This window comes from Exiguobacterium aurantiacum, assembly GCF_001766415.1.
Classification (GTDB): Bacteria; Bacillota; Bacilli; order Exiguobacteriales; family Exiguobacteriaceae; genus Exiguobacterium; species Exiguobacterium aurantiacum_A.
Genome location: NZ_MKXO01000011.1, coordinates 21,984 through 44,562 on the forward strand (window position 1 = coordinate 21,984; position 22,579 = coordinate 44,562).

Annotated in this window: 25 protein-coding genes; 21 read left to right on the forward strand and 4 right to left on the reverse strand. The window is 51.4% G+C overall.

The annotated features are described in order from the left end of the window. Positions 1 to 49: 49 nt before the first annotated feature. From ychF to BJU60_RS13680, 17 genes are all read left to right on the forward strand, one after another. Positions 50 to 1,150, forward strand: coding sequence for a redox-regulated ATPase YchF (gene ychF, locus BJU60_RS13600; protein ID WP_070329341.1), 1,101 nt, complete (start codon positions 50 to 52; stop codon positions 1,148 to 1,150). Positions 1,151 to 1,280: 130 nt separating this feature from the next. After that, positions 1,281 to 1,568, forward strand: a complete 288-nt coding sequence (gene rpsF / locus BJU60_RS13605) for a 30S ribosomal protein S6 (protein WP_016509090.1) — start codon at positions 1,281 to 1,283, stop codon at positions 1,566 to 1,568. A gap of 37 nt (positions 1,569 to 1,605) precedes the next feature. Beyond that, entirely contained in the window at positions 1,606 to 2,133 is a 528-nt protein-coding gene (gene ssb / locus BJU60_RS13610; RefSeq protein ID WP_070329342.1) for a single-stranded DNA-binding protein, read from the forward strand. Positions 2,134 to 2,174: 41 nt separating this feature from the next. After that, positions 2,175 to 2,405 (forward strand): 30S ribosomal protein S18, encoded by a 231-nt coding sequence (gene rpsR / locus BJU60_RS13615; protein WP_015880232.1) that lies wholly within the window; start codon positions 2,175 to 2,177, stop codon positions 2,403 to 2,405. Positions 2,406 to 2,555: 150 nt separating this feature from the next. After that, a complete protein-coding gene (locus BJU60_RS13620; protein ID WP_070329343.1) occupies positions 2,556 to 4,547 on the forward strand; it encodes a DHH family phosphoesterase in 1,992 nt (663 codons plus the stop codon). Then, the gene (gene rplI, locus BJU60_RS13625; protein ID WP_070329344.1) at positions 4,544 to 4,987 is read left to right on the forward strand and encodes a 50S ribosomal protein L9; all 444 of its coding nucleotides are present in this window, start codon (positions 4,544 to 4,546) and stop codon (positions 4,985 to 4,987) included. The genes BJU60_RS13620 and rplI overlap by 4 nt, the downstream gene beginning before the upstream one ends. Before the next feature lie 17 nt (positions 4,988 to 5,004). After that, positions 5,005 to 6,357, forward strand: a complete 1,353-nt coding sequence (gene dnaB / locus BJU60_RS13630; protein WP_070329345.1) for a replicative DNA helicase — start codon at positions 5,005 to 5,007, stop codon at positions 6,355 to 6,357. A gap of 173 nt (positions 6,358 to 6,530) precedes the next feature. Beyond that, positions 6,531 to 7,820, forward strand: a complete 1,290-nt coding sequence (locus tag BJU60_RS13635; RefSeq protein ID WP_070329346.1) for an adenylosuccinate synthase — start codon at positions 6,531 to 6,533, stop codon at positions 7,818 to 7,820. 118 nt (positions 7,821 to 7,938) lie between these two features. Beyond that, positions 7,939 to 8,649 (forward strand): response regulator YycF, encoded by a 711-nt coding sequence (gene yycF / locus BJU60_RS13640; protein WP_070329347.1) that lies wholly within the window; start codon positions 7,939 to 7,941, stop codon positions 8,647 to 8,649. Between the two features lie 3 nt (positions 8,650 to 8,652). After that, complete coding sequence (walK, locus tag BJU60_RS13645; protein ID WP_070329348.1) at positions 8,653 to 10,494, forward strand: cell wall metabolism sensor histidine kinase WalK; 1,842 nt, start codon at positions 8,653 to 8,655, stop codon at positions 10,492 to 10,494. Next, the gene (yycH, locus tag BJU60_RS13650; protein WP_070329349.1) at positions 10,494 to 11,879 is read left to right on the forward strand and encodes a two-component system activity regulator YycH; all 1,386 of its coding nucleotides are present in this window, start codon (positions 10,494 to 10,496) and stop codon (positions 11,877 to 11,879) included. Before walK ends, yycH begins: the two co-directional genes overlap by 1 nt. After that, positions 11,866 to 12,690 carry a two-component system regulatory protein YycI gene (locus tag BJU60_RS13655; protein ID WP_070329350.1) on the forward strand — a complete coding sequence of 275 codons (825 nt, stop codon included), beginning with the start codon at positions 11,866 to 11,868 and terminating at the stop codon, positions 12,688 to 12,690. The genes yycH and BJU60_RS13655 overlap by 14 nt, the downstream gene beginning before the upstream one ends. A gap of 13 nt (positions 12,691 to 12,703) precedes the next feature. Continuing rightward, positions 12,704 to 13,495: an MBL fold metallo-hydrolase gene (locus BJU60_RS13660; RefSeq protein ID WP_070329351.1), complete on the forward strand. Its 792-nt coding sequence runs from the start codon at positions 12,704 to 12,706 to the stop codon at positions 13,493 to 13,495. Between the two features lie 49 nt (positions 13,496 to 13,544). After that, a complete protein-coding gene (locus BJU60_RS13665) occupies positions 13,545 to 14,813 on the forward strand; it encodes a S1C family serine protease (protein ID WP_070329352.1) in 1,269 nt (422 codons plus the stop codon). A 37-nt stretch (positions 14,814 to 14,850) separates the two neighbouring features. Beyond that, positions 14,851 to 15,012: a CxxH/CxxC protein gene (locus tag BJU60_RS13670; protein ID WP_070329353.1), complete on the forward strand. Its 162-nt coding sequence runs from the start codon at positions 14,851 to 14,853 to the stop codon at positions 15,010 to 15,012. 83 nt (positions 15,013 to 15,095) lie between these two features. Further along, entirely contained in the window at positions 15,096 to 15,575 is a 480-nt protein-coding gene (rlmH, locus tag BJU60_RS13675; protein ID WP_016509065.1) for a 23S rRNA (pseudouridine(1915)-N(3))-methyltransferase RlmH, read from the forward strand. 104 nt (positions 15,576 to 15,679) lie between these two features. Further along, positions 15,680 to 16,537 carry a DMT family transporter gene (locus tag BJU60_RS13680; protein WP_070329354.1) on the forward strand — a complete coding sequence of 286 codons (858 nt, stop codon included), beginning with the start codon at positions 15,680 to 15,682 and terminating at the stop codon, positions 16,535 to 16,537. A gap of 260 nt (positions 16,538 to 16,797) precedes the next feature. On the opposite strand, the gene BJU60_RS13685 is transcribed toward BJU60_RS13680, so the two are convergent. After that, positions 16,798 to 17,889 carry an RNA-guided endonuclease TnpB family protein gene (locus BJU60_RS13685; protein WP_070329355.1) on the reverse strand — a complete coding sequence of 364 codons (1,092 nt, stop codon included), beginning with the start codon at positions 17,887 to 17,889 and terminating at the stop codon, positions 16,798 to 16,800. Between the two features lie 211 nt (positions 17,890 to 18,100). Between BJU60_RS13685 and BJU60_RS13690 the strand changes: the two genes are divergently transcribed. The 3 genes from BJU60_RS13690 to BJU60_RS13700 all read left to right on the forward strand — a co-directional run bounded on the left by BJU60_RS13690 (position 18,101) and on the right by BJU60_RS13700 (position 20,764). Then, on the forward strand, positions 18,101 to 19,045 hold the full coding sequence (locus BJU60_RS13690; RefSeq protein ID WP_254281706.1) for an aldo/keto reductase: 945 nt from the start codon (positions 18,101 to 18,103) through the stop codon (positions 19,043 to 19,045). A gap of 184 nt (positions 19,046 to 19,229) precedes the next feature. Then, positions 19,230 to 19,568, forward strand: a complete 339-nt coding sequence (locus tag BJU60_RS13695) for a hypothetical protein (protein WP_070329356.1) — start codon at positions 19,230 to 19,232, stop codon at positions 19,566 to 19,568. 242 nt (positions 19,569 to 19,810) lie between these two features. Further along, entirely contained in the window at positions 19,811 to 20,764 is a 954-nt protein-coding gene (locus tag BJU60_RS13700; protein ID WP_070329357.1) for a hypothetical protein, read from the forward strand. Between the two features lie 217 nt (positions 20,765 to 20,981). Here the strand turns inward: BJU60_RS13700 and BJU60_RS13705 are convergent, their stop codons facing one another. Together BJU60_RS13705 and BJU60_RS13710 are read right to left on the reverse strand one after the other, a co-directional pair. Then, on the reverse strand, positions 20,982 to 21,236 hold the full coding sequence (locus BJU60_RS13705; RefSeq protein ID WP_070329358.1) for a hypothetical protein: 255 nt from the start codon (positions 21,234 to 21,236) through the stop codon (positions 20,982 to 20,984). A gap of 1 nt (position 21,237) precedes the next feature. Continuing rightward, a complete protein-coding gene (locus BJU60_RS13710; RefSeq protein ID WP_251139030.1) occupies positions 21,238 to 21,744 on the reverse strand; it encodes a hypothetical protein in 507 nt (168 codons plus the stop codon). Positions 21,745 to 21,861: 117 nt separating this feature from the next. On the opposite strand from BJU60_RS13710, the gene BJU60_RS13715 reads away from it, so the two are divergent. Beyond that, the gene (locus BJU60_RS13715) at positions 21,862 to 22,332 is read left to right on the forward strand and encodes a peptide-methionine (S)-S-oxide reductase (RefSeq protein WP_070329359.1); all 471 of its coding nucleotides are present in this window, start codon (positions 21,862 to 21,864) and stop codon (positions 22,330 to 22,332) included. 14 nt (positions 22,333 to 22,346) lie between these two features. On the opposite strand, the gene BJU60_RS15390 is transcribed toward BJU60_RS13715, so the two are convergent. After that, on the reverse strand, positions 22,347 to 22,579 hold a 233-nt coding region (locus tag BJU60_RS15390; protein WP_254281707.1), incomplete at its 5' end, for a transposase.

Below are 22,579 nucleotides of genomic sequence, written 5' to 3' on the forward strand. Positions count from 1 at the left end.
CAGACGGATCAACATTTCCCGGGAAACACCGGATGAGGAGGAAATATAAGTGGGATTAACAGCAGGAATCGTCGGGTTACCGAACGTCGGGAAATCGACATTATTTAACGCCATCACGCAAGCAGGTGTAGAAGCGGCCAACTATCCGTTTGCTACAATCGACCCGAACGTCGGAGTCGTCGAAGTACCGGACGCGCGTTTGGACCGGTTGACGGAACTCGTCAAACCGAAGAAGACGGTACCGACAGCGTTCGAATTTACAGATATCGCTGGAATCGTCAAAGGAGCATCAAAAGGAGAAGGGCTCGGGAACAAGTTCCTAGCCAACATCCGTGAAGTGGACGCGATTTGCCAAGTCGTCCGTTGTTTTGAAGATGACAACATCACCCACGTCGCCGGTAAAGTATCGCCGATCGATGACATCACGACAATCAACCTCGAGCTCATCTTGGCGGACCTCGAACTTGTCGACAAGCGCATCACGCGCGTTCAAAAAATGGTGAAGTCAAAAGATAAAGGGGCCGCCCAAGAACTTGAAGCACTCGAGATCGTTCAAGCGGTCCTCGAATCAGAGCGCCCGGCCCGTGTAGCCGAATTGACGGAAGACCAACTCGCGATCGTCAAACACTTCCAACTGTTGACGATGAAACCGATGCTTTACGTCGCGAACGTGAGCGAAGACGAAGTCGCAGACTCGGACAACAACAAGTACGTGCAAGCCGTACGTGAACACGCCGCGACGGAAGATGCGAAAGTGATCGTCATCTGCGCGCGCATCGAGGAAGAAATTTCTGAGCTTGAGCCAGAAGAGCGCCTTGAGTTCTTACAAGACCTCGGGATTGAAGAGTCTGGCCTCGATCAGCTGATCCATGCCGCGTACTCGACGCTAGGTCTCGCCACATACTTCACGGCAGGTGAGAAAGAAGTCCGTGCTTGGACGTTCAAACAAGGGATGAAGGCTCCTCAGTGTGCCGGCGTCATCCATTCGGATTTTGAGCGCGGATTCATCCGGGCAGAAGTCGTCTCGTACGAAGACTTGTCGGCTGCCGGCAACATGACGCTCGTCAAAGAGCAAGGCAAGTTGCGTTCAGAAGGTAAAGAATATGTGTTCGAAGATGGCGACGTAGTCACGTTCCGCTTCAACGTTTAAGACATTTCCTTGAAACGTATTGTAAAATGCGAATAAGTTTGATAGTATATTATGACGTGAGTAAAACAATTGTTTGCTCCTTGCTCCTGCAACCGGTAGGAGCCGCTAGTCCAAGAGGAGGTGAAAGATAATGCGTAAATATGAACTACTTTACATTATCCGTCCATCAGTTGATGAGGAAGCTAAAAAAGCGTTGGTTGAACGTTTTAACAACGTCATCACTGAAAACGGAGGTACTGTTGAAAAAACAACAGATATGGGTAAACGTCGTTTCGCTTACGAGATCAACAAAATGCGCGAAGGATACTATGTTCTTCTTAGCATCACTGCTGAACCTAAAGCGATCCAAGAAACAGAGCGTCTCATGAAGATCTCTGATGACGTTGTCCGTCAAATGACAACTAAAGATGAGCGTTGATTCTTGACGCTTCATATTGTGAAAGGGGAGCTTTGAGATGATTAACCGAGTTGTGTTAGTTGGTCGATTGACACGCGATCCAGAAATGCGTTATACGCAGAGCGGAATCGCCGTAACTCGCTTCACTCTCGCTTGCGATCGTCCATTTACTGGACAAGATGGGAAGCGTGAGGCGGACTTTATTGATTGTGTCGTTTGGCGCAAACAAGCAGAGAACGTGGCGCAATATTTGAAAAAAGGCAGCATGGCCGGCGTAGACGGTCGCCTTCAAATCAGTAGTTACGAGGGTCAAGATGGCCAACGTCGTTACCGGGCAGAAGTCGTAGCAGATAGCGTACGCTTCCTTGAACCACGCGGTGCCTCAGCGCAACGTGATACAGCACCAGCGGGAGATGTTTTCGGTGGTGGTGAGTCAAGTGGATCAGGATGGGGCGCAGCCGCTTCTTCGACTTCATCTCAGTCCTCAAACCAATCTTCAAACCAATCTTCAAACAAAGGTTTTGAAGCAGATCCGTTCTCGGGTGGCGGCAAAATCGACTTATCGGATGACGATCTACCATTTTGATCGCGTCGATTCGAAACTAAACTAATAAAGGAGGTCTTCACATGGCACGTCGTCCAGGAGGTCGTCGTCGTCGTAAAGTATGTTTCTTTACGTCGAACAACATCACTCATATCGATTATAAAGACGTAGAATTGCTCAAGCGCTTCGTTTCAGAGCGTGGGAAAATTCTTCCACGTCGTGTGACCGGTACTTCAGCGAAATACCAACGTCCACTTACTGTCGCTATCAAGCGTTCACGTCAAATGGCTTTGCTTCCATACGTTGCAGAGTAATGTTTGACACACGGCTTATCCTTTGGGGTAAGTCGTTTTTTTGTTTTCTGTCTCCACGTAGGAGTGTAAGTGAAACCGGCAGATATGGTATGATAGAGCAGAAACCATTTAGACATCATGAGTGCTCGGCACTCATTTTAGGAGGCACACATGCACAGTGGTGAAGCAATAACATCAGTGAAGAACCAATACGCACGTTACGCGATTCCGTATGTGATTGGAATGCTCGTTTCGTTAGGATTGGCGTTCTACAGCATTGTGGCGGCAATCACCCTGTTCGTGGGCACGCTGATCTTCTTCACGTATCAGCAAGTGACGATCCGGCGAGAACGCAAAGCGTGGGAACGTTATGTCCACTCGCTCTCACATCGGATTGAGGATGTCGGCAAAGAAGCGCTCACGAGTATGCCGATCGGGATTCTAATATTCGATGAGACCCGGCGCATCAGTTGGTTCAATGAACAGTCCCGACTCATCTTTGAACTTGAGATGGAACTGGGCATCTCGATCGACTCGATTCATTCGGCCTTTACGGAGTTGATCGAGGAGGAAGAGGACGAGGCGACGATTGAAGTCGGGGACCGTGTATACCGTGTCCTGTACAATAAGGAATATCAAACGCTGTACTTGTTCGATATGACGGACGAGGCGGAGATTGAACAGAAGTACTCTGAAACGCAGACAGTGATCGGCGTCCTCTACTTAGACAACTACGATGAGATGTCGACTGCCGTCGATGAACAGGTCCGCAGCGAAATCAACCGCCGTGTGACCGTTCTCTTGAACCAGTGGGCGCAAAAATATCACATTTATATGCGGCGGACGGCTGCCGACCGGTTTTTCCTCGTCATGAACGAACGAACGCTCTCGGAACTCGAGAACAATCGCTTCTCGATTCTTGATGAGGTACGGGAAGCGACGAAGGAACATAAAATTCCGCTCACGCTCTCGATCGGTATCGGCTGCGGCGAGACGACGCTGACCGAACTCGGCAACTTGTCCCAATCGAGCCTCGATTTAGGGCTCGGACGCGGCGGTGACCAAGTCGTCGTCAAACGTCATAACGGAAAAGTCCGCTTCTTCGGCGGCAAGACGAATCCGACCGAGAAACGGACGCGGGTACGTGCCCGCGTCATCTCGAACTCGATGCGTGATTTGATTCGAGAGTCGAGCCGTGTCCTCATCATGGGACATAAAAACCCGGATATGGATTCGCTCGGCGCATCGATTGGAATCATGAAGCTCGCTGAGTTTGTCGGTCGTGAGGCGTACGTCGTCATCCCGGCCGGCGAGACGAGTGTCGGGATTCAACGGCTCGTCCATGAAGTCGAGAATGATGAAGACTTGTACAGCCGCTTTTTGACGGAGTTTGAGGCGCAACCGCTCATCGATGACCAGACACTTCTCGTCATCGTCGACACGCATCGTCCCTCACTCGTCATCTCACGGGATCTTTTAGACCGGGCCGAACGAGTCGTCGTCATCGACCATCATCGTCGTGGCGAAGAGTTTATCGAGGACCCGGTGCTCGTCTACATGGAACCTTACGCGTCGTCGACGTGTGAACTCGTGACAGAGTTGATTGAATATCAAGCGGGTACCCGCAAACTGTCGATTTTAGAGGCGACGTCGCTCCTTGCCGGAATCATGGTCGATACGAAAGGGTTCACGCTCCGGACCGGGTCGCGGACGTTTGATGCCGCTTCATTCCTCCGGATTCAAGGAGCGGACACCGTGCTCGTCCAACATTTCATGCGGCAAGACCTCGATTCTTATATCGAACAGTCGCATATTCTAGAGAATACCGACATTTATGCAGGCGGTATGGCAATCGCGGTCGCTTCAGACGACGAGGCCCATCATCAAGTGTTGATCGCCCAATCGGCGGACCAACTCCTGAACATGGAAGGCGTCAAGGCGTCGTTCGTCATCGCCATCTTGCCAGACGGTCGGACCGGAATCAGTGCCCGTTCGCTCGGTGACGTCAACGTTCAAGTCATCATGGAGATGCTCGACGGAGGCGGCCACTTGACGAACGCGGCCACGCAGTTGAACGTGGGTCGCGACGAGGCGAAGCAGCTTTTAAAAGAAGCGATCGATCATTACACGACAGATGAAAACGAGGGAGAGGAATCGGAATGAAAGTCATTTTAAAAGTAGATGTTAAAGGTCAAGGACAGGCAGGGGACGTGAAAAACGTCGCCGATGCTTACGCAAAAAACGTACTCTTCAAGCAAAACTTGGCAGTCGAGGCGACACCAGGCAACTTGAAGGCGTTTCAAGCGAAAGAACGCCGTGCCGAGGAAGCAGCCGAAGAAGAGCTGAAAGCCGCGCAACAGTTGAAAGACAAGCTTGAAAAAGAGACAATCGTCGTCAAGACGAAATCAGGCGAAGGCGGCCGTGTCTTCGGCTCGGTAACGAGCAAACAGATCGGTGAAGCGCTCAAAGGGATGGGCTACAAGATCGATAAGCGTAAAATCGAACTTGAACATCCAATCAAAGCGCTCGGTTTCACAAAAGTGCCCGTGAAGTTGCACCATGACGTCACGGCACTGTTAAACGTACATGTTCAAGAAGCTTGAAGGCGAGGTAGAAACGAATGAGTGATGCGATTCAAGTCAATACTCCGCCACATAGCGTTGAGGCGGAACAAGCCGTCCTTGGGGCAGTTATTCTCGATTCTGACCGGCTGATCACGGCCTCGGAACGAGTCGACCCGGACGACTTTTATCGTGTCAGCCATCAACGGATCTTCGAAGCGATGCTGAAGATCAACGACCGCGGGGAACTCGTCGACTTGGTCACGCTCAGTTCGGAGCTCCAATCACAAGGAATCCTCGATGAGATCGGTGGATTGAACTACTTGGCCGAAATCGCCGAGGCGGTTCCTGCCATCGGGAACATCGGGTACTATTTGAACGTCGTCGATCAAAAGGCGGCGCTCCGGCGTCTCATCCGGACGGCGACGAATATCGTCTCGGACGGATACGAGCGTCAAGACGAAGTCGATGCGGTCCTATCTGATGCCGAGCGAAACATTTTAAAAGTTTCGCAGCGGAAAGGCCAATCGAGTTTCCATTCGATCGGTTCGGTTTTGTCGGATGCCTATTCGACGATCGAGAAGCTGCATCAATCGAGCGGTGAGATCACGGGGATCGCGACCGGCTTTAGTGACCTCGACAAGATGACGGCCGGGTTCCAGCGTAACGACCTCATCATCGTGGCCGCCCGTCCTTCTGTCGGGAAGACGGCCTTCGCCCTCAATATCTCGCAAAACGTCGCCGTCCGTACGGGCGAGAACGTCGCCATCTTTAGTCTTGAGATGGGTGCCGAACAACTCGTCATGCGGATGCTCTGTGCGGAAGGCAATATCGACGCGCAGCGTCTGCGGACCGGGCGACTCGAGTCTGAGGACTGGGGACGGCTGTCGCTCGCGATGTCGTCGTTATCACAGGCCGGTATCTTTATCGACGATACACCAGGTCTTCGCGTCAACGAGATTCGGGCCAAATGCCGCCGCTTGAAGCAAGAGTACGGTCTCGGCATGATCATGATCGACTACTTGCAGCTCATTGTCGGGACCGGCAAGCCGGGCGAGAACCGGCAACAAGAAGTCTCTGAGATCTCGCGTACGCTCAAAGCGATCGCCCGGGAACTCCAAGTACCGGTCATCGCCTTGTCGCAGCTCTCGCGTGGCGTAGAGAGCCGTCAAGACAAACGGCCGATGATGTCGGATATTCGGGAATCCGGAGCGATCGAGCAAGATGCCGATATCGTCGCCTTCTTGTACCGGGACGACTATTACGATAAAGAGAGTGAAGATGCCAACACGATCGAGATCATTATCGCCAAACAGCGTAACGGTCCGACCGGGACGGTCAAACTCTCGTTCCGGAAAGAGTACAACAAGTTCGTCAACATGGAGACGCAAGCCTTCGCACCACCGATGTGAGATCGGTGGTGTTTTTTTGTAGAATCGGGGAAATAGTAATTGAATGCGAGTCAATAACGAACGAAAGGGTAATACATAAAATTATCGTTCGGTATTAGGTTGACTTTCTGAAGTGGCAAGTGTACACTTACCAATGGTTTGAACAGAACGTTTATCTACAAGGAGGATTCATTATGTCATCAGTAGTCGTAGTGGGAACGCAGTGGGGCGATGAAGGAAAAGGGAAGATCACCGATTTCTTGTCTAAACAAGCCGACGTCGTCGCGCGTTATCAAGGGGGAGACAACGCTGGTCATACGATCGTCTTCAATGATACGAAGTATAAACTTCACTTGATTCCATCGGGGATCTTCTATTCGGACAAGACATGTGTCATCGGGAACGGAATGGTCGTCAACCCGAAGTCACTCATTACAGAGCTTGCATACTTACATGAGCGCGGCGTGAGCACGGACAACCTCCGCATCTCAAACCGGGCCCACGTCATCTTGCCGTATCACCAGCTTCAAGACAAGCTTGAAGAAGATGCGAAAGGTGACGCGAAAGTCGGGACGACACTCAAAGGGATCGGCCCTTGTTACATGGACAAAGCGGCACGGATCGGGATCCGGATCGCTGACCTGCTCGACAAGGAAGTGTTCGCCGAGAAACTGAAGACGGTCCTCGCAATCAAAAACCGGATGTTCGTCAAGATGTATGAAGTCGACGCGGTCGAGTTCGATGATATCTTTGAAGAATACTATGCTTACGGCCAACAGTTTGCCAAGTACGTGTGTGATACATCGGTCGTGTTGAACGATGCGCTCGACGAAGAACAGAAAATCCTATTCGAAGGCGCACAAGGTGTGCTGTTAGACATCGATCACGGGACGTACCCGTTCGTCACATCGTCGAACGCGGCGTCAGGCGGGGTATCGAGCGGTGCCGGAATCGGACCTTCGAAGATCGACCACGTCGTCGGCGTCTGTAAAGCGTACACGTCGCGCGTCGGAGACGGCCCGTTCCCGACCCAGCTCGATGACGAAATCGGTCACATGATCCGTGAAGTCGGTAAGGAGTACGGTACGACGACAGGACGTCCGCGCCGTGTCGGTTGGTTCGACTCGGTCGTCGTCCGCCACTCGCGTCGTGTCAGCGGCATCACTGACCTATGCCTCAACTCGATCGACGTGTTGACAGGTCTTGAGACGCTTAAAATTTGTACGGCGTACGAGTACGAAGGCAAGCTCCTCGATGAGTACCCGCCTAACTTCCGCGTCCTCGAGAAGTGTGAGCCGGTGTTTGAAGAGCTCCCGGGCTGGACGGAAGACATCACAGGGGTCCGCAAGTTCGAAGACTTGCCGGTGAACGCACAGCGCTATGTCAAGCGCATCGAAGCGTTGACGGGCATCGAACTGTTGACGTTCTCGGTCGGACCGGCGCGTGAACAGACAGTCATCTTGCGTGACATCTACGAAGCATAAGACTAAGAGCCCTCGCGGCTCTTTTTTCATTTCCGTGGAAATGGACCACGCTTTCTAACCCATTGAAAAAGAGTTACAATAGGACGTGTACGTTTAACGATAGAGGAGGACTCACTGAATGGATCGTACGATTTTAGTGGTAGATGACGAACAACCAATCGCTGATATATTGAAGTTTAAACTTGAAAAAGAGGGCTATGTCGTCCACGTCGCTTATGACGGGGAAGAGGCACTCGTGAAAGTCGAGGAGGTCAAACCTGATTTGATCTTGCTCGACATCATGCTCCCGCTCAAAGACGGCATGGAAGTGTGTCGTGAAGTGCGTAAGAAGTATGATATGCCGATCATCATGTTGACGGCGAAAGACTCGGAGATCGACAAAGTACTCGGCCTCGAACTCGGCGCCGACGACTACGTCACGAAGCCGTTCAGCTCACGCGAGCTCTTAGCCCGCGTCAAAGCGAACATGCGTCGTCACGCGACGGCACCGGCTGTCGAAGCGAAAGGCGCCAACGCGAACGATATCGTGATCGGTGACTTGACGATTCATCCGGATTCATACATGGTCACGAAACGTGAAGAGAAGATTGAACTGACACACCGTGAATTCGAGCTCATCCATTACCTGGCCCAAAACATCGGCCAAGTGATGACGCGCGAGCATTTGCTTCAGACGGTGTGGGGTTACGACTACTTCGGAGACGTGCGTACGGTCGACGTTACGGTCCGCCGTTTGCGGGAGAAGGTCGAAGACAGCCCGAGCACGCCGACGTATATTATTACGCGCCGCGGTGTCGGGTACTATTTAAAAGCGGGAGAAGAAGACTAAACGATGAAACGGACGAACTTCTTTAAATCTATCCAGTGGAAGCTCGTCGTCATCTATGCGCTGCTCATCCTTGTTGCGATGCAAGTCATCGGAGTGTACTTCGTACGCTCCCTCGAACGACAATACATCAACAACTTCTCGCAGTCGCTCGTCGATCGGGCCAACCTTCTGAGCTACAACGTCAGTGAAGGGATCGCATCGAACGGCGGTGACTCGACTACTGATCAGCAGTTGAACCAGGTACTGGATCAACTGCTGTCTGAGTTTACGGAGAGCACGACGCTAGCTGACGATATTCGCGAAGTCCAAATTATCGACACGAACAGTGTCGTCCGGGCGACTTCGAACCAAAACAACCAAAGCCTCGTCGGACAACGGACGGCGAGTTCATTCATTCAAAAATCGTTCGCGACAAGCGGTGCGCAAGAGACGCTCGTCTATGAGGACTCGAACGAGCGGATGCGCGTCGTCGCCGTCCCGATCAAATCCGAGGTCGATGGGACGACGACCGGGATGATTTATATCGAGGCGTCGATGCAATCGATTTACAACCAGATGGAGCAAGTGACGAGGATCCTTGCGACCGGTACGCTCATCGCCTTGATTATCACGTCCATCCTCGGAATTTTGCTGTCACGGACGATCACGCGTCCGATTGCGGACATGCGTCGTCAAGCCGTCGAGATGCGAAAAGGGAACTTCTCGCGGAAAGTTAAAGTCTATTCCGACGATGAGGTCGGGCAACTCGCTTACGCCTTTAACGAACTGACCGATGAACTGATGGAAGCGAACGCGACGACCGAGGCGGAACGACGGCGCTTGACGAGCGTGTTAGAGAACATGTCGGACGGTGTTGTCGCGACCGATCGTTCGCTCCGGGTCATCCTCATGAACGACCAGGCCCGCGATATGATCGGTGTCGCCGAAGAAGAGGCGATGGGGGCGAATCTGCAGAGCCTGCTCGAGTTTGATGATGAGATCGTCATCCCGGAAGACGGGACGATGCCGGCGAAATTGATCGATCTCAGTACGGACGAAGAACTGTTCCTCGTCCGCGCCTACTTCTCACCAATTCAAAAGCATAGCGGTCCGATCACCGGTCTCATCGTCGTCTTGCACGACGTGACCGAGCAAGAGCAAGTCGAACAAGACCGCCGTGAGTTCGTCGCCAACGTCAGCCACGAGCTGCGGACGCCGCTCACGACGATGCGGAGCTATCTCGAAGTGCTCGCCGAAGGCGCGTACAAAGATGATGAGCTCGCACCGCGGTTCCTTGAGACGACTCAAAACGAGACCGAACGGATGATTCGTCTCGTCAACGATTTACTCCAGCTCTCGAAGATGGACAGTAAAGAGTATACGATGCAAAAAGTGAAGTTTGACTTCATCCAATTTTTCAACGATATCATCGAGCGCCATGAGATGACGAAAGGCGAAACGATCCAGTTCCGCCGGAAGCTCATGAAGCGTCGCGTCTACGTGCACGCCGATCAAGATAAGATGACGCAAGTGATCGACAACATCATCACGAACGCGGTCAAGTTCTCGCCAGAAGGCGGGACGATCACGTTCCGGACGATGCTGCGGGCGAAACGTCTCGTCATCGGTATCAAAGATGAAGGTGTCGGGATTCCGAAGTCGAACTTGAAGAAAATCTTTGAACGGTTCTATCGGGTCGACAAGGCCCGAGCGCGAAATATCGGCGGGACCGGACTCGGTCTGTCGATTGCCAAGGAAGTCGTTTCAGCCCACGGTGGCGACATTTGGGCTGAGAGCGAGTTTGGACGTGGCACGACGATTTACTTCACCATCCCGTTCGATACGATCGTGGAGGTGAATGACTGATGGGACGAAAACGTTTCTGGGCGAAGCCAGAGCTGATGAAATCGCTCGTCTTGCTTACCTTGATCGTCACGTCCATCGTCCAAACGGTCATCCTTTGGGATTACCATCCGAAGTATCAATCGGTCCAATCCGAGACCCAAGTGGCGACGGTGGACGAGTCGCTGCAACGTCAGGCGAGGCAAATTATCGTGCCAACCCAGACGGTCGTCCACGAGAACAACGCTGTCTTTGCGACGAAGAACACGCCGAAGCAAATCGCTCGGGTCATTCGCGATGCGTTCGAGGCGAACGAGTTTAAACCGCTCGCCGCCAAAAACGTACCGAGCTTGTATGCCGGTGTCAACGAGGCAGTTGAACTGATTTTACCGGAACCATACTATGCGGACACGCTCAGTTACATTTTGCCCGGGTCTTACAGCTTGTCAGGGAAAGTACCGCAACGGGCGCTCATCTTCATGGACGACAACGTCTGGAAAGTCCGGGCGATCATGAGCGATCAGTCGCTGTGGGAAGGCCGGCTCTCTAAAGCCGGACAAGGGGACGTCAACAGTTTGTTCTTAAAAGATTCGAACCGCGCGATGCAACGGGTCACGTACACGGACGAGCGGGTCAACTATATCCCGGTCGTCGGGCCTGAGATGAACGAGCTGTTCGCGTATGACGTCTCACAAATCCAAATCTCGGCACGCCTTGATTGGATGCGCGATACGTTCTTCCCCGGGGACCCGAACGTTCAAGAAGTCGATCCGGCGAGTTCGGTCGGCGCACTCACGAACGGGATCAGCGTCGCCGAGTATGACGCGACGTTGAACGCGAGCCGCTATCGCAACTTGTCACGCAATAGCACCGAGCGCGAGTCGGCGATCGGGCTTGATACGATCGTCGACTTCGTCAACTTTCATGGCGGCTGGGTCGATGAGACATCAGAGAGTCAAGGTCTGTCCCTTCGTTTCGATGCGATCACACCAGCGAACAAAGGCTTTGAGACGACCGTGTTTCGGTTTCACGTGAAAGGGCACCCTGTCTTTAGCCAACGTGATGCGTTTATCAACAACGATGCGATCGACTTATCCACACTGCGCGTTGAAAACGACGGGGCACAAGTCCGGTCCATCACGCGTCATCATCTCGAAATCGACCGGTTGATCTCGGTCGGGACGACACAGCTTGCAGACGGGCAAGACGTCATCGATACGCTCGTCAACGCAGACCGGTTCGAAAACGTGACTGAGATTCGTCTCGGTTATGAGATCGAATACAATGAAGACGCGAGTCGTTACGTCACGTTCTCCCCGAACTGGTTCGTCCGTGAAGCCGGGAGATGGATCCCTTACGACAAGCCGGAAGATTGGACAGAGAGGATGATGTACCGTGGATTGGAGTAAAGCGAAAACGATTTTAATCTTCGCCTTCCTCGCGCTGAACATCTACTTGTTGTTCCAGCTCTTGACGGAAACGTGGGCGACCGAAGTTGTGACGAGCGATAACACGTCAATCGCCCAAATCTTGGACCAACGTGACGTCGACGCATCGAAGTTGCCGCGGATGGGACGGGATATTGGTTATTTGACCGGCTCGTCTGAGCAGATGTCGGCGTCGATGATCACGAAAAATCGTGAAGTACAATTAGCGACGACGCTCGACAACATGCAGCTTGAAGTCGAGCTCAAACAAGCCGTCCCGCTCGACGAGAACGACTTGCGGACGACGGCGTCGACATTCGTCACCGATTACGTGCCGTTCGGGTCAGAGTACGCCTACTGGCGGTTTGACCAAGAGACGCGCCAACTCGCGTTCGTTCAGACGTATGAAAACAATAAGATTTTCTCGAACCCGGAAATCGAGGCGGACACGGAGACATATATCGGTCCGTCCCTGTTATTGCTTCAATTGAATGAAAACTACGAAGTGACGGACTACAAGCAGCGCCATTTGACGAACTTGTCGTCGAAATCGCAAGACGACCTCGTCTTGACGGCGAGCGAGGCGATCTCGCAACTCGCGGCCCGGAAGTACTTCCAGCCGAACCAAGAGATGCGCGCCATCAACACCGGGTTTTATAGCTTACCGCTCGATAGTTCCGGCAGCTTGATCATCATGCCGCCGCTCTGGTCGATCGCCATCGACGACAACGTGTATTTCGTCAACGCCATCGATGGGACGGTCGAGCGGGTCGAATTTAATTTAGAAGACTGAAAGGAGTGATCGAGTGACTTTACGCTACAGTGTGCTCGCGAGCGGTTCGACCGGTAACGCGCTCTATATTGAGACGGACCGGGCGAAATTGCTCGTCGACGCCGGATTGACCGGCAAGGCGATGCAGCAACGCATCACAGACATCGGCCAGTCGTTCGAGGGTATCGACGCACTGCTCGTCACACATGAGCACTCCGACCATATTAAAGGAGTCGGGATCCTCGCCCGGAAGTACAACTTGCCGATCTACGCGAACACGAAGACGTGGGCAGCGATGGAAGACAAAATCGGGAAGATCGACCCGGCCTTGAAGTTTCATTTCGAGGTCGGTGACGTCAAACAGTTCGGGGACATCGAGATCGAGTCGTTCAACGTCAGCCACGATGCGGCCGACCCGATGTTTTATCAGTTCGCCCATGACGGCAAGCGGCTGGCCCACATCACCGATACCGGGTACGTCTCGGACCGGATGAAAGGGCTTATCCGCGGCGCGGACGACTTCATCTTTGAGTCGAACCATGATGTCTCGATGCTACAGATGGGACGGTACCCGTGGAGCGTCAAACGGCGCATCCTCGGGGACTATGGCCACGTCTCGAACGAAGACGCTGCCATCGCGATGAGCGAGGTCATCGGTGAGCGGACGAAACGGATCTTTTTGGCCCACCTCAGTAAAGACAACAATATGAAAGAACTCGCGCAGATGAGCGTCGCACAGACGCTCGGCATGCGTGACGTCGATCTTGGACGCATCAAATTGCATGACACCGACCCATTAATCCCATGTCCGCTCGTTTCTTTATAAGCGAACTTGGGAAAAGACAGGTAACACTGTCCTGAAGGGGGGGCGCGTCGTGAACGAAGAGAGACACCATGAGTATGAACCTCAAGACGTCGAACCTTTAGAGCACGAAGCAGCATCAATGAACGATTCACCATCGACTTATCCATCCCGAAGCGAGTGGCGTCCGAAGCAAGAGGAACACGTGCGCCATAAGCCACGGCTGAATGTAAAACCGTTATTACTCGGAGGGGTTGGCGGATTCTTAGGAGCGGCGTTATTCTTTTTCGCGATGATGCTCTGGGATTCGCCGACCTCTCGTTTTGTTACAAACGAGCTGGTCCGTACCGAGCAAGCCGTCACCGTCACGGAGTCGGACATCACGGCCGCCGTCACGGGCGCGAAGACGTCCGTCGTCAGCATCACGAACATCCAGCGTGCCTTCACCTCGGACTCGCAATGGGAGGCCGGTGCGGGCTCTGGTGTCGTTTATAAAGTCGACGGGGACACGGCGTACATCGTCACGAACTTCCATGTCATCGAGGAAGCGGACGAGATCAACGTCGCCTTCGCCGACGGGCAAGTCGCCCCGGCCACGATTTTAGGAGAAGACCCGCTCAACGACTTGGCGGTCGCCTCCGTGAAACTTCCGGAGAATATCGACGTCAATCCGATCGTGCTCGGCGATTCGACGGTGCTACAGGCCGGCGAGACGGTGATGGCGATCGGCAACCCGCTCGGCGTCTTTTCAAACTCGGTCACGCGTGGTATCGTCAGTGGTGTCGAACGGACCGTGCCGGTCGATACGAACGCGGACGGTCTCATGGACTATAACGCCGAAGTCATCCAGACCGACGCCGCCATCAATCCCGGCAACTCGGGCGGGGCACTCATCAACATCCGCGGTGAGCTCGTCGGCATCAACTCGATGAAGATCGCCGAAGCGAGCGTCGAAGGGGTCGGCTTCTCGATCCCGGTCAATGTGGCGCTACCGGTCATCGACATGCTCGAGCGTGACGGACGGGTGACACGGGCTCAGCTCGGCGTCACGATCCAAGAAGTCATCGCCGTCCCGGGCAACGTCCGGGAAGAATACGGCATCAGTTTTGACAAAGAGGACGGGGTGTTCGTCGAAGCGATCACACCCGGTAGTCCGGCCGAACAAGCGGGGCTTCGCGTCGGGGACGTCATCACGAAGATCGGCGACCGTGAGATTAAACGTTACGTCGATTTACGTGACGCTTTGTACCGAGACGCCGCGGTCGGGGATAACATCGTCATCGAATATACACGGCGAGGCAAGGCAGAAACGACCGAGGCCACATTAACAGAAGCAACGTAAAGGAGCGGCGACGCTTCTTTTTTAAGGAGGAAAATTTGTGGAAAAAAAAGTATGCAAGGAACATGTTGAAATCGCTTTAGACATCATTGTCGATGAGACGGGGGAGTACCCGTTACTCGAAGAACTATCCACAAGTGGACAAGTCAAATGTGAGTTCTGCGAAGCCGACGCAACATATGTTGTGTCAAGCAAAAAATGATTGTCAACATGTGGATTTGTGGATAACTCTGTGGATAACCCTATGGATAACTCCGAAAAAACTGTGGAAAAAGGAAGAATTGGATGAATATTTCAATTATCACGGTCGGCAAATTAAAAGAAAAATATTTGAAACTAGGAATTGCGGAGTACACGAAGCGTCTGTCGGCATACGCGAAAGTGCATGAAATCGAGGTTGCGGACGAGAAAGCGCCCGAACATTTGAGTGAAGCCGACATGTTTCTAGTAAAACAAAAAGAAGGCGAGCGGATTTTGGCGAAAATCAGTCCGGACACGCACGTCATCGCTCTCGCCATCGATGCCAAGCAGCGGACGAGTGAAGAATTCGCCCGTGAGCTCGACAAGTTGGCAACGTACGGCAAGAGCAAAATCGCCTTCGTCATCGGTGGGTCGCTCGGCTTATCCGACGACGTCATGAAACGGTCGGACGATACGATCTCGTTCTCGAAGATGACGTTCCCGCATCAATTGATGAAGCTCGTCTTGTGTGAGCAGATTTACCGGGCGTATCGGATCAATCGGAATGAACCGTACCATAAATAAATGAGAATTTAGTCGTAAACTGCACCAAAATCAAGTTATAAATTTTTGATTAAAAGGTATAGTTACCTCCACATAGATTAAATGAGGAATGTGGAGGTAATAATATGCTTAATAAGGGCCTGTTGTTAGTGGCTTTATCGGCAATTTTATGGGGTATCTCCGGTGGACTTGGCAGTTTTTTAATGGATAAAGGTTGGGACCCTTTGGTCGTTTCTTTTTACAGAGGAACTGTAGGGTTAATATGTCTTCTAATTTGGTTTGCATTTCGACCAGTCCGGTTAAACAAGCGTTTATGCCTTTGGGCCGTCGTAGCAGGCATTGGGATAGTAGGAAACTTTGTTTTTTACTTTGTTAGCATCTCAGAATCAAGCGTCGCCGTAGCGGCGGCCTTGATGTACACGGCACCTATCTTTGTTCTCCTTATCTCGTTTATATTTCATCTGGAAAAACCGTCTCTCTTCAAATTCATAGCAATCGCTTTCGTGATGGTTGGTGTCGTCTTGCTGACGGAAGTTTACAATGTCGGCTCTGATCAGGTTACAACGATTGGACTTCTAGCGGGCCTAGGCGCTGGACTATCATATGCGTTGTTTATTTTTGGTTTTAAATATGCTTCAAAGCATGGAGAACCACAAGGGATTTTGGCAATCGCTTTTCTTACGTTTACGTTCATCATGTTGTTCTTCACAGATTTGAATGAAGCAGTATCCGTCATTTACTCACCAGACTGGTTCTGGATGATTCTATTAGGGATCTTTGGTGCGGGTTTATCCTTCTTTTTATACGTAGTAGGTTTGGAGAAAACGTCGCCAACTTCAGCTTCTGTTATTGCCATGGTCGAGCCAGTCACTGCGTCCTCTTTTGGATTTTTTCTCCTCAGTGAAACACTCAACGTTGTTCAACTATGTGGAATGGCGATCATATTGATAACTGTGACCGTCTTAAGCGTGAAGAAAGGCTAGAGTGAATTCATAGACATCGTAGCCGTCGCTAGGAGTTATCTGAAGTAATTATGTGTATTGAAACACCAAGGATCAGTCACTATAATAAATTGAAAACCCTCATTTGATGATAACTCTTTCTAGACAGAAAGGTTGGAAGGGTGAACTACTCACCACTTATTTGCTTCGCAACTTGAAGTGGGAGCTTCTTGGGAAGACCGTGCTTTGACCAGCCACGGTTGTGGACCAAGCTCGTCGGGCAGTCCCTACCCTGGAGTGTTTCAGTCGGCGAGGCGCAACAGGTTGAGGCTCGCGTTGACGTCGCGGTCATGGTGCGTGCCGCATACGGCGCATGTCCACTCGCGGACGTGCAGGTCCTTCTTGCCGCCGTTCTCGCCACAGGCCGAACAAACCTGGGTCGAGGCGAACCACGGGTCGGCCTGGATCAGTGTGCGGCCGTGGAACCTGCATTTGTAGGCGAGCTGGCGGACGAACTCGCCCCATCCGGCGTCCCCGATCGACCTCGCCAGGCGGCGGTCCTGCATCATCTCCCTCGGTTTCAGCGTCTCGACGACGACGACTTGGTTCTCGTCGACGATGCGTCGTGACAGCTTGTGGAGGAAGTCATGTCGGCGGTTCCGTACCTTTTCATGCTTTTTGGCCAATAGGAGCCGCGCCTTCTCGCGGTTCCGGCTGCCGGGCTTCTTGCGGGAGAGCGAGCGCTGCGCCCGTCTCAGCCGTTCCTCGGCCTCGCGCAGGTTGCGCGGGTTCGGGACCTTCTCCGTCACGAGCGCGTCGTTCGTCATGACGGCGAAGTGCCCGAGGCCGAGGTCGATCCCGATCTTGTGCTCGGCCGGGACCCAGGGCTCGTCGGGCTGCTCGACGAGGAGCGACACGAAGAACTTGCCCGTCTTCGTCATCGACACGGTCGCCGAGCGGATCTCGCCGTCGAAAATTCGGTGCTGTGTGAAGCGGATGAACCCGACCTTCGGGAGCCGGACCCGGTCCCCCTCGATGCGGATCGTGCCGTGCTGGTTGTTCGTCGTGTAGGAGGCGCGCGATTTCCGTCTCGACTTGAACACCGGGAAGCCGGCCGTCCCGGCGAAGAACTTCGCGAACGCCGCGTCGAGGTGAAGCTTCGCGTTCGCGAGCGCGAGGCTGTCCGCCTCGGCGAGGAACGGGAACAGGGGCTTGTAGGAGGCCGGCGTCGGCGGCTTCCGCTTCGGCCCGCCGCTCGCCTTCGCCTCCTCGTGGAGGGCGATGCGGTCCTCGAGCAGCTTGTTGTAGACGAAGCGGGCGCAGCCGATCGTCCTGACGAGGAACTCGGCCTGTGCCGCCGTCGGGTGGAGCCTGTATTTGTAGCCCTTCAGCATGTCTGCCCCTCCCTTCCACCAGATAGTAGGATGATTCTCTTCTCATTCCGATACCCGCGACGGGTGATGGGGAATCTGACGGAATCACGAACTTCCGTTCGTCATATCTGTCACAGGGGTGGCCAAAAGGTTTATGTACGGGCGATTCATCTCCCACCTACGCTGGGCCTCGCCCCGAGACGCTTAGAGGTGGGAGAATTCTCGCTTAATTATGTTAAAAATGAAAAAACGACCATTGGGACATTCAGGGATTGAAGTATCGGAGATCGGCTTTGGAGCATGGCAGTTAGGTAATGAAAAAGACTGGGGCAAGATGACGGATGAAGAAGCGATCCATTTAGTGGAACAAGCAATGGATGAAGATTGCACGTTTTTTGATACGGCACCAAACTATGGAGCCGGGAAAAGTGAAGAGTTGATCGGAAAAGCCGTTAGAGGAAAACGAGATCAAGTCGTCATTAGTAGTAAGGGCGGCCATCATTCAAATGGAGAGCTGAACTTTGAACCAGAGCAGTTACGCTTATCTGTCGAAAGTAGTTTACGCAGATTACAGACCGATTATTTAGACTGCCTCTTACTACATAATCCTCCGTTCTCAACGCTAACTAGTGAATCTCCGCAGTTTGAGTTACTAGAACAGCTAAAAGCTGAAGGGAAAATTAAAGCGTATGGGGCTTCGGTTGATACGGGAAAAGAAGTGACCGAATTAATCAAGCATACCGACAGTCAGGTGATTGAGGTCATGTTCAATATGTTTCATCAGGAACCAGCCGAGTCAATCAAGCTGGCATACCAACAAGGCGTCGGAATCATTGCCAAGATTCCACTCGATTCAGGTTGGCTAACTGGAAAGTATGATCGTCATAGTAAATTTAGCGGGATTCGGGACAGGTGGAGTGAAGAAGAAATTCAGAGAAGAGCTCGATTGGTAGAAAAAGTTCGTCTCATTCTTGGAGAAGAACGCTCGATGGTACAAGCGGCACTCCAATATGTTCTCTCTTTCGAAGAAGTGTCCACCACCATTCCTGGAGCGCGAAATATTGCACAACTGCAACACAATATTTCTGCATCAGAAGGTGAGTTGTCGATGAAGGTGTTAAATGAGCTCCATAAACTATGGGAAGAAGAAATAAGCGGTTCGAAGCTACCGTGGTAATTGAAGAAGCTCGGCAGATGTGTAGGTCATATCGGATCAATCGGAATGAACCTTACCACAAATGACCACATAAAAAGATGGTTGAAGCGTCAAAGGCATTCATTAGTCTTTGACGTTTTTTTTAGGCGAATCTTCTTCGCTGACGAATGGTAGTCTTATTAAGGATTGAAAGGAGATTGAGCTTTTGAAAAGAATCGTTTTAATCAATGTTGCTTTCTTGATGGAAGTAGAGGAGGCGGAAATACATAAAGATTTCGGAGTGATTGATCAGGTCACGAACGAGTTATGCCATGATCAGGCAGTCAAAATTGGCACGAATGAAGTGAATGTGGATTGGCAGAGTTGCTCCACAGTATTATTAGACCCCCTGTCGATGAACTGTGGACAATGTGCGGCTTGTGGACGCTGGACAACGGACAGAGAAAAAAATGATCCGGTGTTAGAGTTAGGGAATGGAGCGACCTTTAAAGGGAATTTACTATGTGATGACTGTTTACCAGAACATCATAGATGGTCTTTTTAAAAGTGTAACATTACCTGGCATCGTAAACCGGTTCGTCTAATTGGTGAAAGCCACATACGAGGTAAAAGTTGTTTATGAGGTTATCTCCAGACAGCGACTAGAGCATCAATCTAGTCTCTTTTTTATTGAATCCAATCTTAAAAGGATTGTTGATATTTAGTTTCAAATTTAAAATATAGATAAAAATCATCATAAAATGGTATTTTTTATAAAAAATCGTACTATTAGAGGAGCCTTCCACAATGGAATCGAAAAGAGAACGAACGACCCGACGAACATCGTTTTATCAAACATATTTGATACCAATCACAATCGCTACGTCTGTAATTGTATCTGGCACAGTCGGGTACTTTGTCAGCCACTTCAATATAAATAGGGATGCAGACAGGTCTATTGCTCAAGCGGAAATGCAATCGCGCGTCGACGATATGCAGGAAACGTCTGTCACAACTATTGAAAAAGAAATACCACAAATCATTCATGAGTTAGAGGAATACGATAAAGATTTAGCCCAACTCGTTCGACAAATTGATTGGTTAAAGAAAAATGTGGTACCTGTCCGTGAGATGTTGGAGTACATCGATTCAGCGACGTTCGTTATTGCAGGAGTCAACAATGTGATAAGCAGTCCGATGTTAGGAAAAGTGAGTTCTTATTTAAGTTCTGCCAACAGCACGTTAAATGAAGTGGACGCCGCTTTATTTCGATTAGATCACTTATCGAGTATCAAACAAGAGATGGATGAGACGCGTGAACGGGTCAGTCAATTGTATGAGACTTATCAAGCTGAGAATGATCCAGCATTACTTTTAGAGATGGAGCACGAATTGGATACGGAACTCGTGTATCAAATCGAAGACGTTCGAACCTCAACGATTGAAGCGAGGGAGGCCCTAGAATCATCTACAGATGTGATTGTAGCAACGAACTATACCATCTCTGCTTATCAAAAGGCCAAAAACACGAGCGGGAAAGCCATCGAGACGTTGCAATTTTGGAAAGAAGAAAAGAACGAGAACAAAATCGATCAGGACAAGTATGATCAAATTGAAAAAGAGCTTGCAGATTCAAGAGAGCGTCTAAAAAATCTCCCCGAAGAAATGGCCGAGCGATCGAAGAGGACGATCTCATCTATCAATGAAGTGAAGACGGAACTTCAAGTCGTGAGACTGGCTGAAATGATTCAAGCAGACTAAAAAATGATAAAGGAGCGATTGAGTAAGTCGCTAAAAACTAGTCGAAAGTAAAAGACAGGTCACCGAATATCGGTAACCCATCTTTTACTCACTTTACTTTGCATGAACTTCACTCAGCAACGCATGCGTGTTGCTCTCGGAATCGTTAAAGAAGGCCATCCGCGTCTCAAGGTTCTCCATTGGCATCTATAGCGAGTGTAGCGAATGTATTCCCTGTTTAACGAGTTTGACGGATACGTTGAACCGTGAGCATTCCGAGCGCCAGAACGATGGCGAGACCGAAGACGTAGATGAATGGCGATCCAGTCATGCCGATGGCTACTTCGCTCTGAAGCGTTTTGACGTTGTTCGACTCAGCGATTATGTCTGGCTCATAGTTGAGTGTTCGGATGAAGCCAATCCCGAACGTACCGACGAAGTATAGGAGGTGGATTGCGGTCGAGAAAAGGATGGAGCGTTTCGTGATGTTCAATTCAATCTCCCTTTCTGTGTTTCGCTTGCTGACTTTGTGAAAGTTTTTCTTTCATTTGCGCATGTAATTTGGTGACGGTCCCATCCGGATGTGGGGAAATCGCGACTTGGACGTGGACCGGGAACATGGTCCATAGATCGGTCGGATAGTACGAACCGTCACGAGGCACCCGATGACCTTGGATCGTGAATGATTCGTCTTTGTCATCGAGGTATAATACAAGTGGGACCGACATGCCCGTGCCTTGTTCAAAACGGTCTCCTTCTTGGATGTACTCTTGAATGAGCGCCCAAACATAGACCTCATTTTTCGTTGTATTCGTGTCGAGGATTTTATACGTCGTCCATACGTCGCCGCCGAAGTTTGGCTCCATCACTTCTGTCGTCAAATAGCGTTCGATCTCATTTTGATCAACGGAAACGGATTGGCTCATCGAGACGAATGATTCTCCTGTTGCCGTGTGGTAGACGCCTGAGACGAGCGTGATCGTACAAAATGTGGTCAACATGAGTTTTTTCAAAGGAGGTCCCCCGTATCTGTGAACTGATCAAAGATTTGCTTTTATCGTAGCGTATTTATTACGAATTGTGGGATTTATTTACTAAAATTCAAAGGGGATGATCGGATGCAAACAATCTACATAGCAGGTGGCTGCCTATGGGGCGTCCAGGCGTTCATCAAGACGCTACCTGGTGTCATTGAAACGGAAGCTGGACGTGCGAACGGGACGACGAACACGCTTGATGGGGACTATGATGGCTACGCCGAATGCGTTAAAACAACGTTTGACCCAGAAGTCGTTACGATGGATGAATTGATGGATTACTTGTTTGAGATCATCGACCCGTATAGCGTCAATCGTCAAGGCGAGGACGTCGGGGAGAAGTATCGGACCGGTGTCTATAGCGAGGATCTTCGGCATGTGGATGCGGCCCGTGCGTTTATCCACAGGCGGCGTGATGTCGACCGGATTGCGCTCGAGGTGTTGCCGCTCACGAACTACGTACGGAGTGCGGACGAGCATCAAGACCGGTTAGAACGCTGTCCGGACGATTATTGCCATATCCCGCAAACGTTGCTCGATAAATACAAATAGAGGCTGGGACATAACTAGCCGGTTTTAAAGCTTTTCAATAAAAAGAGGGGTCCGGTCACCGATTTTCGGTGGCCGGACCCCTTCTTTGCACTTCTCCCGAGGCCCATGGCGATGAACTTCCGTAAGTTCACCGCCATGAGGGCGAAGCCGAGCTCCCGTTTCACGCGTTGTTTTCCCCTGACGGAGAAGCGAGTGAAACCTAAATTGGCCTTCAGATATCCAAAAACTGGTTCCACGTCCGTCTTGC